Annotated in this window: 15 protein-coding genes and 1 other annotated feature; of the genes, 2 read left to right on the top strand and 13 right to left on the bottom strand. The window is 36.1% G+C overall.

All coding sequences use genetic code 11. From position 1 onward, the window contains the following. Positions 1-16: 16 nt before the first annotated feature. The 3 genes from BLP98_RS01645 to BLP98_RS01635 are packed head-to-tail and all read right to left on the bottom strand — an operon-like array spanning position 17 to position 2,713. A complete protein-coding gene (locus BLP98_RS01645) occupies positions 17-886 on the bottom strand; it encodes a shikimate dehydrogenase (protein ID WP_074481602.1) in 870 nt (289 codons plus the stop codon). Continuing rightward, the gene (gene aroD, locus BLP98_RS01640) at positions 876-1,553 is read right to left on the bottom strand and encodes a type I 3-dehydroquinate dehydratase (protein ID WP_074481601.1); all 678 of its coding nucleotides are present in this window, start codon (positions 1,551-1,553) and stop codon (positions 876-878) included. Before aroD ends, BLP98_RS01645 begins: the two co-directional genes overlap by 11 nt. After that, on the bottom strand, positions 1,550-2,713 hold the full coding sequence (locus BLP98_RS01635; RefSeq protein ID WP_074481600.1) for a class I SAM-dependent rRNA methyltransferase: 1,164 nt from the start codon (positions 2,711-2,713) through the stop codon (positions 1,550-1,552). Before BLP98_RS01635 ends, aroD begins: the two co-directional genes overlap by 4 nt. Before the next feature lie 328 nt (positions 2,714-3,041). Here BLP98_RS01635 and BLP98_RS01630 point away from each other — a divergent pair, with 328 nt between their 5' ends. Next, positions 3,042-5,177, top strand: a complete 2,136-nt coding sequence (locus BLP98_RS01630; RefSeq protein ID WP_419177407.1) for an LTA synthase family protein — start codon at positions 3,042-3,044, stop codon at positions 5,175-5,177. A gap of 367 nt (positions 5,178-5,544) precedes the next feature. Here BLP98_RS01630 and rplT read toward each other — a convergent pair whose 3' ends face one another. The 5 genes from rplT to BLP98_RS01605 form a co-directional block, all read right to left on the bottom strand. Further along, positions 5,545-5,904 (bottom strand): 50S ribosomal protein L20, encoded by a 360-nt coding sequence (gene rplT, locus BLP98_RS01625; protein ID WP_000124839.1) that lies wholly within the window; start codon positions 5,902-5,904, stop codon positions 5,545-5,547. Between the two features lie 51 nt (positions 5,905-5,955). After that, the gene (rpmI, locus tag BLP98_RS01620; protein ID WP_003065422.1) at positions 5,956-6,156 is read right to left on the bottom strand and encodes a 50S ribosomal protein L35; all 201 of its coding nucleotides are present in this window, start codon (positions 6,154-6,156) and stop codon (positions 5,956-5,958) included. 38 nt (positions 6,157-6,194) lie between these two features. Continuing rightward, positions 6,195-6,725: a translation initiation factor IF-3 gene (infC, locus tag BLP98_RS01615; protein WP_003065423.1), complete on the bottom strand. Its 531-nt coding sequence runs from the start codon at positions 6,723-6,725 to the stop codon at positions 6,195-6,197. A gap of 13 nt (positions 6,726-6,738) precedes the next feature. After that, positions 6,739-6,866, bottom strand: a sequence feature (ribosomal protein L20 leader region). A 23-nt stretch (positions 6,867-6,889) separates the two neighbouring features. Beyond that, the gene (cmk, locus tag BLP98_RS01610) at positions 6,890-7,570 is read right to left on the bottom strand and encodes a (d)CMP kinase (RefSeq protein ID WP_074481598.1); all 681 of its coding nucleotides are present in this window, start codon (positions 7,568-7,570) and stop codon (positions 6,890-6,892) included. Between the two features lie 15 nt (positions 7,571-7,585). Continuing rightward, on the bottom strand, positions 7,586-8,062 hold the full coding sequence (locus tag BLP98_RS01605) for an SAG1386/EF1546 family surface-associated protein (protein ID WP_074481597.1): 477 nt from the start codon (positions 8,060-8,062) through the stop codon (positions 7,586-7,588). A gap of 44 nt (positions 8,063-8,106) precedes the next feature. Between BLP98_RS01605 and BLP98_RS01600 the strand changes: the two genes are divergently transcribed. Beyond that, a complete protein-coding gene (locus BLP98_RS01600; protein WP_074481596.1) occupies positions 8,107-8,301 on the top strand; it encodes a ferredoxin in 195 nt (64 codons plus the stop codon). Here BLP98_RS01600 and BLP98_RS01595 read toward each other — a convergent pair. From BLP98_RS01595 to BLP98_RS01575, 5 genes are all read right to left on the bottom strand, one after another. Beyond that, positions 8,291-8,782, bottom strand: coding sequence for an EbsA family protein (locus BLP98_RS01595; protein ID WP_074481595.1), 492 nt, complete (start codon positions 8,780-8,782; stop codon positions 8,291-8,293). The genes BLP98_RS01600 and BLP98_RS01595 overlap by 11 nt on opposite strands. A gap of 52 nt (positions 8,783-8,834) precedes the next feature. Next, the gene (pepT, locus tag BLP98_RS01590; RefSeq protein WP_074481594.1) at positions 8,835-10,052 is read right to left on the bottom strand and encodes a peptidase T; all 1,218 of its coding nucleotides are present in this window, start codon (positions 10,050-10,052) and stop codon (positions 8,835-8,837) included. 105 nt (positions 10,053-10,157) lie between these two features. Then, the gene (locus tag BLP98_RS09440) at positions 10,158-10,727 is read right to left on the bottom strand and encodes a DUF6287 domain-containing protein (protein WP_074481593.1); all 570 of its coding nucleotides are present in this window, start codon (positions 10,725-10,727) and stop codon (positions 10,158-10,160) included. 16 nt (positions 10,728-10,743) lie between these two features. After that, positions 10,744-13,935 carry a GBS Bsp-like repeat-containing protein gene (locus BLP98_RS01580; RefSeq protein WP_074481592.1) on the bottom strand — a complete coding sequence of 1,064 codons (3,192 nt, stop codon included), beginning with the start codon at positions 13,933-13,935 and terminating at the stop codon, positions 10,744-10,746. A 125-nt stretch (positions 13,936-14,060) separates the two neighbouring features. Continuing rightward, complete coding sequence (locus BLP98_RS01575) at positions 14,061-15,401, bottom strand: GBS Bsp-like repeat-containing protein (RefSeq protein WP_074481591.1); 1,341 nt, start codon at positions 15,399-15,401, stop codon at positions 14,061-14,063. Positions 15,402-15,443: the final 42 nt, after the last annotated feature.

The following is a 15,443-nucleotide window of genomic DNA, read 5'->3' as shown; positions in this document are numbered from 1 at the left end:
CGTCACCTATATTATCCTATTTTGTATTGTACTTTTCTTCTAAAGCTGACCAAATTTCAGCTGTTGGCATAGTCTCACCAGTCCAGATTTCAAATGCTTCTGCAGCTTGGAACAATAACATTCCCAAGCCATTAAGCGCTTTGAGACCTTTGCTTCGTGCTAATTTCAAGAATGGTGTTTCAAATGGTTGATAAATCGTATCAGCTACCAACAATCCTTCAGGAAATTCAAAATCTTCTGTGATAATCATTGATTTTCCATCCATTCCAACACTTGTCGCATTGACAAAAAGTTGTGATTTCAAAACCTTTTCTTGAATTGTTTTCAAATCTTCGACTGGATAAACTGTGATAGATACACCAGTTTTATCAGATAGTTCTTTAGCTTTATCTCGAGTCGCATCCAAGAACTGTGTCTGATTGAAAATGTTAATATGACCAGCACCATTTAGTGCTGCTTGTGCAATAAGAGCCGTTGCAGCTCCTCCGCCACCAAGAATCGTCATTGTTTTGCCTTTTACATCAAAATCAGCAAAAGTAGACAGACTTCTAAAGAAGCCAATACCATCTGTATTATGGCCAACCAATTTGCCGTCACGATTAATAACAGTATTAACCGCACCAATCAGAGCTGCTGAATCAGTCAACTCATCCATATAAGGCATGACTTTTTGTTTGTATGGCATTGAAATATTAACACCAAACATGTCATAACGTTTAACATTTTCCAAAGTAACCGCTAGATCTTCCTCAGGAATATCCCAGGCAACGTAAACACCATTAACGCCTGTTTTATCAAAAGCGTAATTATGAATAAATGGTGAAATAGAGTGTTTAATCGGCGTTGCCACAACAGCGGCTAAGCGAGTGTATCCATCAATCTGCATCAAGTACCTCCCTAATACGTTTCATATCGGCAAGAGCAACCTGTCCAGGTGCACTTGTTTGGTCTAGGCTTGCAAAAGACCATGATGAGCCAAAAACATCAACAGCAAAACGCGAAACACGTCCAAGTATGCCCATTGACATCGTTGCATACTCTTGTTCTGGATTTAAGGTTTTAAATCCACGAGTATAGTTCATCAAGTCAATAACATCTTGTTCACTCTGCGGCATAACAGCAACTTTTACCACACGAGGAGCCAGTGCTGTTAGCTCAGAAAATGATTCCATCAAGTTTTCAGGAGTCTCTTCAAAATTATGATAAGACAAAACTAGATTTGGAAACTCTAACATTTGTTGAAAGGCTTTTTTATGTGAAAAATATTCAAAGTCAATGTAATCTGGATGATAAATAGCATTGATATTTTTCAAAAGCTCAACATATTCGTCATCAGATAGATTAAGATTACCACCTTCTCTATCTGTACGAATAGTAAAAATAATTTCTCTGCCAGAAAATTTTTCAAAAATAGCTGGCGCAACCGTCATAATATCTTCTTTGGCTAAGTAATCTGCTCGCCATTCGATAATATCGACATCTTCAAACCTCGAGATGTCAATCGACTGCGCCTCTTCTAAATCTTTCGGCATAATAGGTACTACTATCTTCATTTCTCAACCTTTATTGTAAATACTTTCAAATAATTACTGCTCATATCTGCTTTGTTAACCGTGAAATCACTTGGCAATTGTTGCAAGCGAATATACTCATGCTTAACAGAAGCAAATCCTTTTTCCAATTGTTTCTTAAATTGTGCCACAGTTAAATTAGCTGCATTCGTAGATGCAATGATTGTGCCATCATCTGATAAAACATCTAGTGCTTGGCTAATTAAACGGTGATAGTCTTTAGCAACTGAAAATGTTTGTTTTTTATTACGAGCAAAACTTGGTGGATCGATAACAATCAAATCAAAAGTCAAGTTTTTACGTTTAGCGTATTTGAAATATTCAAAAACATCCATGACCACAAAATGATGATTAGTCAAATCAAGGCCATTGGCTTCAAAATGCGCTTGAGACAATTCACGAGAACGTTTCGCTAAGTCTACAGAAGTTGTTTCAGTAGCACCACCCATAGCAGCTGCAACTGAAAAAGCTGCTGTATATGAAAACATGTTCAGAACACGTCTTCCCAGACCTAGTTCATTAATTAAAGCATCACGGACTTCATGTTGATCTAAAAAGATACCTGTCATCAGACCATCATTCATGAAAACACTGTATTTGACACCATTTTCCAAAATAGTAAAGGTTTCAGGTGCTTCTTGACCATAAATGTGAGCTGACTCATAATCAAGTCCTTTAAAGCGAATTTTTTCATATCCGCCTTTTACCGTAGGATAAACTTTTTGAAAGGCTTCGACAATGATATCACGATACTGATAAACAAAAGTGTTATACCAAGAAAATACAACAAAATCAGCATAACGATCTATCGTCACACCACCGAAATTATCGCCATCTTGATTAAATAATCGGTAAGCCGTTGTTAAATCAGAATTCTCAAAATGTTGTCGCTTTTGCTTAGCCTTGCTAAACAAGCTAACAAAATAAGACTCTGTTAAATCAATCTTGCTTGTTCCTAAGAACCAACCAATTCCTTTATTCTGTCGAGAAAGGTAAGCTGTTCCCAAAAACTGCCGTGAATGATTATAAAGTGCAACTAATTGATTATCTAAATCAAGTTGATGAAAATCTTTTCCATCCAAAAGTTGAATACCACGCTTAATTTTCTTTTCAACGAAAGAATCCACGTATAGTTTGTTCATGAAGTCTATTATATCAAAAATTCTGAATTTTTCCCACTAAATTTTATATTTCTTACCTATTTTACAGTGCAGTAAACCATATCTAGCATGGAAAAAACGAACAAAAGAAGAAACCGATTCAGCCTTGACTACTATTAAGTAAAAATTTCCACCTTTCTTTTCACCAGAATATCAAAAAATCAGACAATACTATTACCTTAGGTTGGCCAAATCCCTTTAAAATAGGGTACAGTTCCTTGTACTAAAAATCTTTTCTTTATGATATAATTGAAATTGAGATTTTATCTTTAGGAAAAAAAGAATAAAGGAAGTTCCTACAGTGAAAAAAATGAAACAAATTGTCTCTCACGTGGTTAATACACGTTTGGGATTTATTTTGACACTTTTGGCCTTATACTGGCTTAAAACTATGTGGGCTTATCACGTTGACTTTAGTCTTGGACTAGAGAATCCGTACCAACTTTTATTATCACTTATCAATCCTATTCCACTCGGATTGTTATTGCTCGGGTTAAGCCTTTATATCAAGAGAACGCGTGTTTTTTATATTGTTAGTTGGATTATCTACACAATATTAAATATTCTTCTTATTTCTAACGCGATTTATTTCCGTGAATTTTCGGATTTTATCACGGTAAGTGCAATGCTAGCAAGTAGTAAAGTTTCTGCTGGTCTTGGTGATTCAGCCCTTAACTTGCTACGTGTTTGGGATATTGTATACATTATTGATTACATCGTTCTCCTTGCACTATTTGCTACTAAGAAAATAAAAGTTGATAATCGTCCGTTTAACAAGCGCGCTAGCTTTGCTATTACAGCTTTATCAACTCTTTTATTTTCAATTAACCTTTTCATGGCTGAAATTGATCGTCCTGAGTTGTTAACACGTGGTTTTTCAAATGTCTATGTTGTTAGAGCTCTTGGCTTACCGTCATTCACAGCCTACAGTGCTAATCAAACTTATCAAACTGAAAAAGTTCGTAGTGAAGCAACTGCCTCTGATTTAAAAGAAGCGCAAGATTATGTTTCTGAGCACTATGCAGCCCCTAACTCAAAATACTTCGGGATTGCAAAAGGACGAAATGTTATTGTTATTCACTTGGAAAGTTTCCAACAATTTTTGATTGACTATCATTTGCAAGTTGATGGAAAATCGTACGAAGTTACTCCTTTCCTTAACTCACTTTACCATTCAAATTCAACACTTGCATTTTCTAACTTCTTCCACCAAGTTAAGGCTGGTAAAACTTCTGATGCCGAAACATTAATGGAAACATCATTGTTTGGGCTTAGCAGTGGTTCTTACTTAGTTAACTACGGTGGTACAAACACAGCCTATGCTGCTCCATCTATCCTCGGACAAACCGGTGATTATACAAGTGCTGTTTTCCACGGTAACGTTGGTACCTTCTGGAATCGTAACAACGCTTATAAACAATGGGGCTACAACTATTTCTTTGATTCTTCTTACTTTACAAAACAAAATAGTGAAAATTCTTTCCAATATGGTTTGAATGATAAATACATGTTTGCTGACTCAATTAAATACCTTGAGCACATGCAACAACCTTTCTACACTAAATTTATTACGGTAAGTAACCACTACCCATACACTAGTTTGGCCGGAAATTCTGATGAAGAAGGTTTCCCACTTGCTAAAACTGATGATGAAACAATTAATGGTTACTTCGCTACTGCAAACTACCTTGATTCTGCCGTCAAAGCTTTCTTTGACTACTTAAAAGAATCTGGTTTATATGACAATTCAATTATCGTTCTTTACGGTGACCACTATGGTATCTCTAATTCAAGAAATACCAGCTTAGCACCACTTCTAGGAAAAGATTCTGAAACTTGGACTGATTATGACAACGCTATGTTGCAACGAGTTCCTTACATGATTCACATTCCTGGATTTACTGAAGGACACATTAGTAATACCTTCGGTGGTGAAGTAGACAACTTACCAACACTACTACACTTGCTAGGTATTGATACTAAAAACTATGTTCAACTTGGTCAAGACTTGTTATCAAGTGATAACAATCAAACAGTTGCCTTTAGAACATCTGGTGATTACGTCACACCAACTTATACAAGTTACAGTGGACATCTTTACTACACTGATTCTGGTCAAGAGATTACTAATCCTGACGAAAACACTCAAGCAGCAACTAAAGCTATTCGTGATGCAGTTGCTAAACAACTTTCCGTTAGTGATGAAGTTCAAACCGGAGATCTCCTTCGCTTCGATAATGATACAGGTTTGAAAGAAGTTGACAGTTCATCAATATCATATACTCACGCCTTGAAATCACTTAAATCAATCGAGAAAAAACGTGGTGATCAATCAACAAGCTTATACAGTGAGCGTGGTGACCAATCAACAGCTGATTTGTTCAAAGCACCAAGTTATATGCAACTACATGAAAGTTCAAGTAGCTCTAGTAGCAGTAATGAATAACCCAAAAAGAAACTGAGTAATTTAACTCAGTTTCTTTTTTTATCTCTATTAATGACCGCTTTGCTACTTCCACTTTAACATGAAAAAATCTTTAACTCAAAGTTATTTAAAACCTCCAATACATCATTGATAACTAAAAGAAGACTTGTTAATCATAAACTAAGTATTTTTAAAGAAAAAGCAGCTTAAAAGACTAATAAATAGACTTGCTACAATGCTGTTAGCAAGTTAATTTTTAATTTCCAAAGAGCGCAACTAACCTCAAATCAGATAGCAAACTAGTCTATAACTTCTCCTTAAACTCCGTTTTAAACCTGTGAGTGGACAAAGAAAAAAGCCAACCAAGTGGTTAGCTTTTTAATCATTCTTATTTACCAAGTTTAGCTTTAGCTGCATCTGCAAGAGCTGTGAAAGCTGCTGCATCGTTAACTGCTAAATCAGCAAGCATTTTACGGTTAACTTCGATTTCAGCCAATTTCAAACCGTGCATCAATTGTGAGTATGACAAACCGTTCATACGAGCTGCCGCATTGATACGAGTGATCCAAAGTTTACGGAAATCACGTTTTTTCTGACGACGGTCACGGTATGCATAGTAGTAAGAGTTCATTACTTGTTCTTTTGCAGTACGGAACAAGATATGTTTTGCACCATAGTAACCTTTAGCAAGTTTCAATACACGTTTACGACGTTTACGAGATACAACGCCACCTTTAACACGAGCCATTTATATTCTCCTCCAAATAATTCTTAATAATATCGAGTAATTGCTTTCGTCTTATTTAAGACCTGAAAGCATTGCTTTAATACGTTTGAAATCTCCTGAGTGCACCATAGCTGCTTTACGAAGATGACGACGTTGTTTTTTAGTTTTACCGTGGAAACGGTGTGAAGTAAATGCGCGGAAGCGTTTCAATCCACCAGAACCTGTACGTTTGAAACGTTTAGCTGATGCGCGGTGAGTTTTTTGTTTTGGCATTTTAGAATTCTCCTCTTAAAATAGTTTAAAATTGACAATTATTTTTTGTCTGGAATTGGAGCAAGTTGCATGAACATTTGACGTCCATCCATCTTAGCTCTTTGCTCAATAATAGCAATATCTTGCGTTCTTTCTGCAAATTCAGCCAATACCTTTGCTCCAATTTCTTTGTGAGTAATCATACGACCTCTAAAGCGAATTGAGACTTTCACTTTGTTTCCTTTTTCAAGGAATTTACGGCCATTACGAAGTTTAGTCTCGAAGTCACCTTTATCGATAACTGGGCTAAGACGAACTTCTTTAACAGTCACAACGCTTTGTTTTTTACGTTGTTCCTTACGTTTCTTTTGATACTCAAATTTGAACTTTCCGTAGTCCATAATTTTAGCAACAGGTGGCGTAGCTTGTGGTTGAATTAGAACCAAGTCAACATTAGCATCGTCAGCGATAGCTTGAGCTTCTGATAATGGTTTGATTCCTAATTGTTCACCATCAAGACCAACGAGACGAACTTCGCGAACGCGGATTTCATCGTTAATGAATAGATCTTTCTTAGCTATGATTTTCACCTCTTTATTTTTTTAGAGAAAAACGAAACGGACTTGATAACTCAAGCCCGCACACACGTAATATTCCTATCGGAATCTTTGACATGTTGGGCCAGACAACCGTAGTCGCAAGGCGAGAAGTTCTCACTTCTGCTTTTCTCATTGATTATATTCTATCATAGAGACTAGTCCATGTCAATGATTTTTTCTGCTTTTTCTTGAATAAATTTCACAACACCGTTAATATCAACACCTGTTGTATCAAATGTGATTGCATCTTCAGCAGCTTTTAATGGTGAAACTTTTCGATGACTATCTTTGTAGTCACGTTCTGCAATTTCACGTTTAAGTGTTTCAAAGTCTGTTTCAATTCCTTTTTCTTTATTTTCTTTGAAACGACGTTCTGCACGTTCTTCAACAGAAGCAATCAAGAAGATTTTTAGTTCTGCATCTGGTAAAACAACTGTACCAATATCGCGACCATCCATGATGATTGCACCATTTTCAGCAATGCGACGTTGTTGTCTTACGAGTTCTTCACGAACTTCTGGAATAGCAGCTACCCATGAGACGTTATTTGTCACATCGTTTTGGCGAATGGCAAGGGTAACATCTTTATCGCCAACAAATACTGTTTGACTACCATCTTCAGCACGACCAAATGACACTGGATTATTAGCCAAAGCTTTTAAAATACCTTCTACATCTTTTTCTGTTAATTTATTTTGTAATGCTAAATAAGTTGCTGAACGGTACATTGCTCCAGTATCAAGATAAGTATAGCCAAGATTTTTAGCAATAATCTTGGCTACCGTACTCTTTCCACTTGAAGCAGGACCATCAATCGCAATTCTAATTGATTTCATGATTCCTTTTTCTTCCTAATTAATATGTACTTCATCTCCAGGATTTGCATACCAGTATCCTGAAGTCATGTGGTCTGGATTGAGCTCGTATAGTTTATCAACTGAAATTCCTGCACGCGCAGCAATTGATGCCGCACCTTCACCAGACATGACTGTAATAGTATCTCCATTACTTTCACTTGATGACTCAGTTGTATCACTAGAACTATCATCTGTTGAAGGAGCCTCACTTGAAGCTGATTCAGAGCTTGTCGCTTCTGATGAAGAAACAACACTAGATGATGCGCCATAAAAGTTTGATGTTTCAGACGCTTTGTCACCACCACGATTTGAAGTGTAAAAAACAACAAACAAAATCGCAACAACAATAACAAAGAAAACACTCAATAAAGCTGTTAACAAAGGTGTGCTGATAACAGAACCTTTTGTTTTACGGCTAATTCTGATTTCGTTGTCATCGACTACTTTTTCTTCCCATGGTTGTTTTGCCATAATGTCCCCTTGTTAAATATATCAATTCATATTACAATGATAATATGAAAGTATCAATAATTCCTGAAAAATGTATTGCCTGTGGCCTCTGCCAAACATACTCTAATCATTTTGATTACCATGATGATGGCATTGTGAAATTTGCTGATTCTGATTTACTAGAACAAACAATCCCTGACTCAGACAAAGACACACTTCTCGCTGTCAAATCTTGTCCAACCAAAGCCCTTACAATTTAGTAGGGGCTTTTTTGTCAGACTTATAAGCCTCAAAATAATCAAGTTTAATAAAATTATCCGTCAATTCAACCGTACCACGAAAATCTGGATGAACTGCCAAAGCATCTAAGAAATACTTCTTAGGCCATTTTCGCATTGAAAAAATTCTATCTTTCTGATTTTTGACTTTTAAAATCAAACCTGACTTATTCACTTCAACACACTCAATTTGTGCAATTGCAAGTCTTGATCTCTTAAATGGATTTAACGAAACAATTCGAAGTTTTCCATCTTCTTCAATCACAAAATAACGATGGAATCCTAATCCAACTAAAATGATAAAAATAGCGAATAACACAAAAAATTGACTTGGTATCTTTGTCCGCTCAAATAATAATGATAAACCGATAAACATCGGAACCATTGCAATCGACCAATAAATAACTGACCAAGATAATTCTGGTTGCCAATGGTATCGAATCTTTCCAAAGATTTTAATCATTGCGGTCCTCCATTTAGCTAATTCTAACAAATAACGCTTAGATAAAGCTTAATTATTTTTGAACAATTCCAACAATAACATCAACTGCTTTTTCCATTGTTTGAAGGCTGACAAACTCAAAACGTCCATGCATGTTTTCTCCACCAGCAAACAAGTTTGGTGTTGGAATACCCATAAATGAAATCTTAGAACCATCAGTTCCACCACGAATTGGTTCAATAACTGGTGTAATGTCTAAATCTTCCATTACTTCCTTAGCTAATTCTACAGGAGTCATATCTTTTTCAATGACTTTTTTCATGTTGTAATACTGATCACTAAGCGTAACAAGAACACAGTCTTTGCCAAGTTCAGCATTCATTTTATCAGCAATTTCTTGAACTAATTTTTTACGATTTTCAAATGATTCATCTTCGAAATCACGAATAATATATGAACTGTGTGCTTTTTCAACACTACCTTCCATGCCATGCAAGTGGTAGAAACCTTCGTAACCTTCAGTATTTTCTGGACGATCAGCTTCTGGTAATTGATTATGGAAATCAATTGCTAATTGTAAAGCATTAATCATTTGATTTTTAGCTGTACCTGGGTGAACATTACGTCCCATGAAATCAATCTCTAAACTTGCAGCGCTGAATGTTTCATATTGAAGTTCACCAAGCGGACCACCATCAACAGTGTAGGCAAAATCAACATTGAAATCATCAACATCAAATTTATTAGCTCCGACACCAATTTCTTCATCTGGTCCAAATCCTACTCGAATTTCACCGTGTTTGATTTCAGGATGAGCCACCAAATACTCAATGGCTGTCATAATTTCAGCAATACCTGATTTATCATCTGAACCAAGAAGAGTTGTTCCGTCAGTTGTTACCAAGGTTTGACCTAAGTAATTATTCAAATTTGGAAATTCTTCTGGTGAAAGAGCATAACCAGATTTACCTAATTCAATAGAACCTCCAGCATAATTGTCGATAATTTGCGGATTGATTCCTTCTGCATTAAAATCGGCTGTATCCATGTGAGCAATAAATCCGATTTTACGTATTTTTGTTGAATCGTTAGCTGGTAGTGTACCAACAAGATAACCATTTGTTAAATAATGAACATCTTGCAAACCAACAGACTCCATCTCAGGTTTCAAAATGTTCAAAGCAAAATCGACTTGAGTTTGTGTCGATGGTGTTGTAGTACTATCTGGATTACTACGTGTATTAACTTTAACGTAGGTTAAAAAACGATTTAATAAGTTTTCGTAAGACATCATTCACCTCTATTTTTCTCGTTAACTATTATATCACATAATCGGTTACAAAAAAACAACCACATGGGTTGTTTTTTAGGTAAGCTTTACTTAAAAAAAGCAGAGTTATCGTGAAACATGATAGTAGGCCTTATTAGCCAAATCACCTGAATTGATGTCAGCTGATGAAATCACGCGATCTTTTGAAACGTCTGTGTTATCAGCTTGTCCATTTAGATAATCTGATGAAAATGAAGTCCCTGCAGGAACAATATACAAAGTAACATTTGATCTTGCACCAGTCTGAACATCTAATAACAGAATGCCATTTTGATCAATATCTAAGATATTAGGTGTCATGCCTTCAGTTGCTAAACCTTTGTCATTAAAAGTTAAAACATCACCTGCGGCATTTTGCCAATTTCCAGCCATAGTAGAATAATTTGCTTTTAAAATAGCACCTGTGTAAATTGGTTCAATGTCTTGTTCGGCTTGTGAAGATGAAGCTTCTGTTGATGATGATTGACTTTCTGAAGAAACCGATGACGAAATGCTACTTGAACTAGAAGTTGTGACTTTGGTACTTGTTTTAGTTGTTGAACTTTGTTTTGTATGATTTTCTGAGTGACTTGTACAAGCTGTCACCATACAAAGTGACAAGACTAAAGTCAGAACAAGTTTTAATCGCTTTTTCATCGTTATTCTCCCCCTTTTACAAAGTAAATCGACCAGTGTAATCAATACTTTCATCTAGCGCATGAGATAATTTTGGTGAAACACTTGTGTATTGCCATGCAGCTGTATTTGAATAGTAAGATAAAGACTTAGCTGATTCTTGATCCAAATAGGTATAAGCATACAAATAATGCGCTACCCAGAGATTTGACAAACCAAATTTAGCTGTGTTTAATTTTCCACCTTTAGTGTCCAACCAGCTCGCCATTGTGTAATAAACATTATTATTGTAACCAAGACGCTTCATCTCATCTTTCCATGCTTGTGTATTACCATTAAGGTCACCATTTAGCATTGCTCGTTCTTCCATATCATTAACCATTGTTGTTGATCCTGAAAGTCCCATTGATTTAGCAACACTGACAAAGTACTGCGCTTCTGCTCTTGCTTCTGCAGCTGTCTCATAATGAGAATAATGGTAGGCAGATACTTTTAAGCCAGCGGCTTGAGCATTGGTAATCTGTGCTCGAGCGTATGGATTCGTGTATGATGTTCCTTCAGTTAATTTAACAACAACCCCAGTAATTCCTTGACTCTTCAATGATTGATATTCACTAACTGAAATTACACCATTGTGGCTACTAATATCAATGAAATATGATGGGGCGTGAACCGGCTTGTCAGCGTTCAAAGCATAAGTTCCGAGATTGAATCCTGAAGTTGTGCCATCAGTGAAATCAACATAAACATGAACCGTATAGTCACCCTTGATATAACCATGATTTTTCTCATTAACCATCACAGTAACCACACCATCATAAATATCAGAAGTTGTATACCAGTGAAGATTAGATTGATTACTTTCTGACCATGCTGCAACACGAATCTGTTTAATACTTTTAGTATTTTCAGACTCAGCTACACGAACTTTTAAAGTACCACCACTTGCATCATGATTTTGAACCGTTACAGATGGGGCAACAACATATTTTTCAGTTGCTAAATCCACACCATTTGTCGCCGTTAATCCTTCAAAAGAATGACTAACTTGACTCTGACCATAGACATGAATGTTATAATGTCCTGATTCAAAATTGTGTTGTTTTGGTGAAAATGTTAATACATATGTGCCATCTGCTTGTTTAGTAGCCTGATACCATTTAATATCATCTTGACCATTCTTCTCTGTCCAAATTGGAAGCGTAATACCAGTAATATAAACAGGAACATTAGAAACCGTTACTTTAACCTTAACGTCACTTTCTTTAGTAATCGTTGCTTTAACCTCTGGTTTTGGAACGTTAATTGATGTCGCACTGATACATGTCATCTTGCCATTAATTACAGCATAGGTATGGATGAGATATGTACCATAATCACCTGTATAAGCAGCCGTCAATTGGCCATTAGCTGGAACTTTATACCACTTAAGATCATCTTGATCGTTTTTAGCTGACCAAACAGCATGTGACACTTGTAAATCTGTGCTAATATCACTTGGCATAGTAATTACAATACCATTTTGAGTGAGTTTTGCTTCGACATGGACATCGCCAAATTGATAACCTGCTTCAAAACGTGTTCCAAGAAGACCAACTAAACTATTTGTGACACGACTATTACCATACACATGAACATTGTATGTACCTGATTCAAAGTTATGTGTAGCTTCGCTAAAGATAACATAATAAGAACCGTCTGCTGCTTTAGTAGCTTTATACCATTGAATATCATCCTGACCGTTAGCTTCTGTCCAAGTTGGAACTTGAATACTATCAATATAGACAGGCACATCAGTAATGGTTACTTTATAAGTTGTGGCGCTCTCTTTTGTAATTTTTGCTTTAGCACTTGGTTTTGGAACATCAATAGATGTCGCACTCAAGCAAACCATTTGACCCTTGATGACTGCATAGGTATGAATCAAATAAGTACCATAATCACCTGTATACTTAGCTGTTAATTGACCATTAGCTGGGACTTTATACCAAATAAGATCATCTTGATCATTTTTAGCTGACCAAACGGCATGATAAACTGTCAAATCTGAACTGACATCACTTGTCATAGTAATTGCAATACCATTTTGAGTCAATTTTGCTCCGACATGAACATCGCCAAATTTATAATCACCTTGGAAGCTTGTCCCTGTTAAACCTGTTAGGGAATTAGTTACTGCACTTGTTCCATAAACGTGGACATTGTATTGTCCGCTTTCCATGTTATGCTCAGCAATGCTAAAAGTTCTAGTAAATGTACCATCCGCATTTTGACTTGTGCTATACCACTTGATATCATCTTGACCGCCTTTTTCAGTCCAAGTTGGTAGCTGAATACTTGTGATATAAGCTGGAATGTCACTAACGGTCACCTTGTAAGTTGTTCCATCAACTTTTGTAATTGTCACTTTAGCACTTGGTTTTGGAACATCAATAGAACGACCGTTTAGACCAGTCATTTGCCCATTAAGATTTTGGTAGGTATGAATATAGTATTTTCCATAAGAACCAGTATACTTAGCCACAACATGACCATTGCTATCAGCTGTGTACCAAATCAAATCATCTTGGCCATTGGCATCAGACCAAACGGCAAACATGATTTTAGCACCTGCGGGAATAGCTTGATTATACTGAATATCAAACCCTTTGTTTGTTAAGCTAGCACTAGTTACTTCTTTAACTGCTACTTTTGATGCAGCCAGTTGATTAAGTACTTTTTGACTGACAGCTTGAACATTTGATGTCGAAACTTTTGAGTCATTAATAACTGCTACTGCATCTTCTTTGGAAGTGTCATCAGCTAATTGATTATCTGTTTTTTGACTATCTGGTGATGACGTTAGCACATCTCCTTTAGAAGTTTCATCAGCTTCTTCTTTTTCTTCAGAAATGGAAGGATTAATCAGACTGGTTTGGTCATCGGCATTTTTTTCAGCTTCTTGACCATCAGCAATTGCTGAATCTTGCTTATCAGCATCGGTTAAATTTTGTGATTCATTTTGAACTTCAGATGATGGTAATGAGTTGTTTGTTTCATTATCATCAGAGATAACACTATCACTATTTAATTGAAGTGAACTAGACTGCTCTACCGATGATTGAACATTCTCAGTTACTGTCGTTGATTGGGTGGTTGTGTTTTCGTCAGCGAAAACTTGCCCCGAACTTAAAAAAGCTCCTATAATAATCGGAGATATTAGGCAGCTTCGAAGGATATTCTTTTTCAAATCAATCCCCCTCTTTCTATTCTTTACTCAAAGATATTGTAACATGATTTTGAAAGCCCTTCAAGCACATACACTTTCATCAAAACAAAAAAAGATAGCGTTTAAAAACGCCATCCTCTTTTAGATTAATCTGGATAAATGTAAGAAACATCACCACCCCAGAATGAATCAAGTGGGTTAAACCATCCGCGAAAATTACTAATGTATTGTTTGCCAGCGTAGTTTGCTTCTTTAACCTGAATACGTGTATTACTTGATACATCCGTTACGTAAGCAACGTGACCATAGCCACCACCATCATGAGGCCAAACAACAATTGAACCTACTCTTGGGGTTGTTCCAACTCTGAAGCCCTTAGCACGAGCATTGACTGCCCACCCACCAGCGTTTCCAAGCAAGTTAGGAATCCAAGGCGCCAAAGATTTTACAGCCCATGTACATTGACCAACTGGATATGTGTTAGTTTCATTGATATATGTTGTGATACGTGGAGTTGGAGTAGTGGTTGGTTTAGGAACATTAACTGCATTAAAGCCTGATGTTACTCTTAACCCTTCAAAATTATTACTAATAGCATTTTGTCCATAAATATGAACACTATAGTCACCAGATGCATAACCGTGATTCCCTAAATTGATTTGTGCTTTATAAATTCCATCTCCTATTTTTGTTGTCGTGTACCATTTGATATCATCTTGTCCATTTGCATTAGACCAAACTGGAACAGTAATTGAAGTAATATATTCTGGTACATTAGTTACTAATACATCATAAGTTGTGTCATTAACTTTATTAATCTGGTAAGAAACCTCTTGCTTATCAATTGTAATATCTTGACAACTTATCCCTGACATCTTTCCATCTTGTGATACATACGTATGAATATTGTATTTACCGTATCCACTATGATTTTTTAAGTCAGCAATTGTTGTTCCTGTACCATTATCAGCATACCATTTAAGATCATCTTGATCATTTTCTTCTGACCAAACTGCATAATAAAGCGTTCCATTAGTTGGAGCATAAATATCCGTAGACATTCGAATACCACCATCTTTGAGACTGAGTGTCGGCGCTTTTGGACTGATCCGTGTATTTTCCATGACAACTCCAGATCTACTACCATCAGTATAAGTAGTATAAACATGAGTATTATAATTTCCTGCATGATTACCATGATTAGCTAAATTAAATTGAACTTTAGCTTGACCATTCGAAACATTTGAACTTGAATACCATTTAAGATCATCTTGACCATTTTCTTCTGACCAAATAGCAACATCAATACTTTTAATCGCTTTACCATTAGTAGATTGCTGTGCAGTTACCTCAAAAGTCTTACTTGCTATATCAAATGGTGTTTTAATTACAAGGGCATCACCTTGTTGATCTGCCATAACCGAATTAGTAAGAAAAGCCATGCTAAGCACAGCAATTGACAATAGAGCTGATTTGATTTTATTCAAAAAGCTGTTCTCCTTTTTAATATAATGTTTTACATTATATCA

Origin of the sequence: Streptococcus equinus (genome assembly GCF_900104225.1) — a bacterium.
Lineage (GTDB): Bacteria > Bacillota > Bacilli > Lactobacillales > Streptococcaceae > Streptococcus > Streptococcus equinus_D.
The sequence above is the reverse complement of the archived record's forward strand: the minus strand, read 5'-3'. Positions and strand labels throughout refer to the sequence as shown.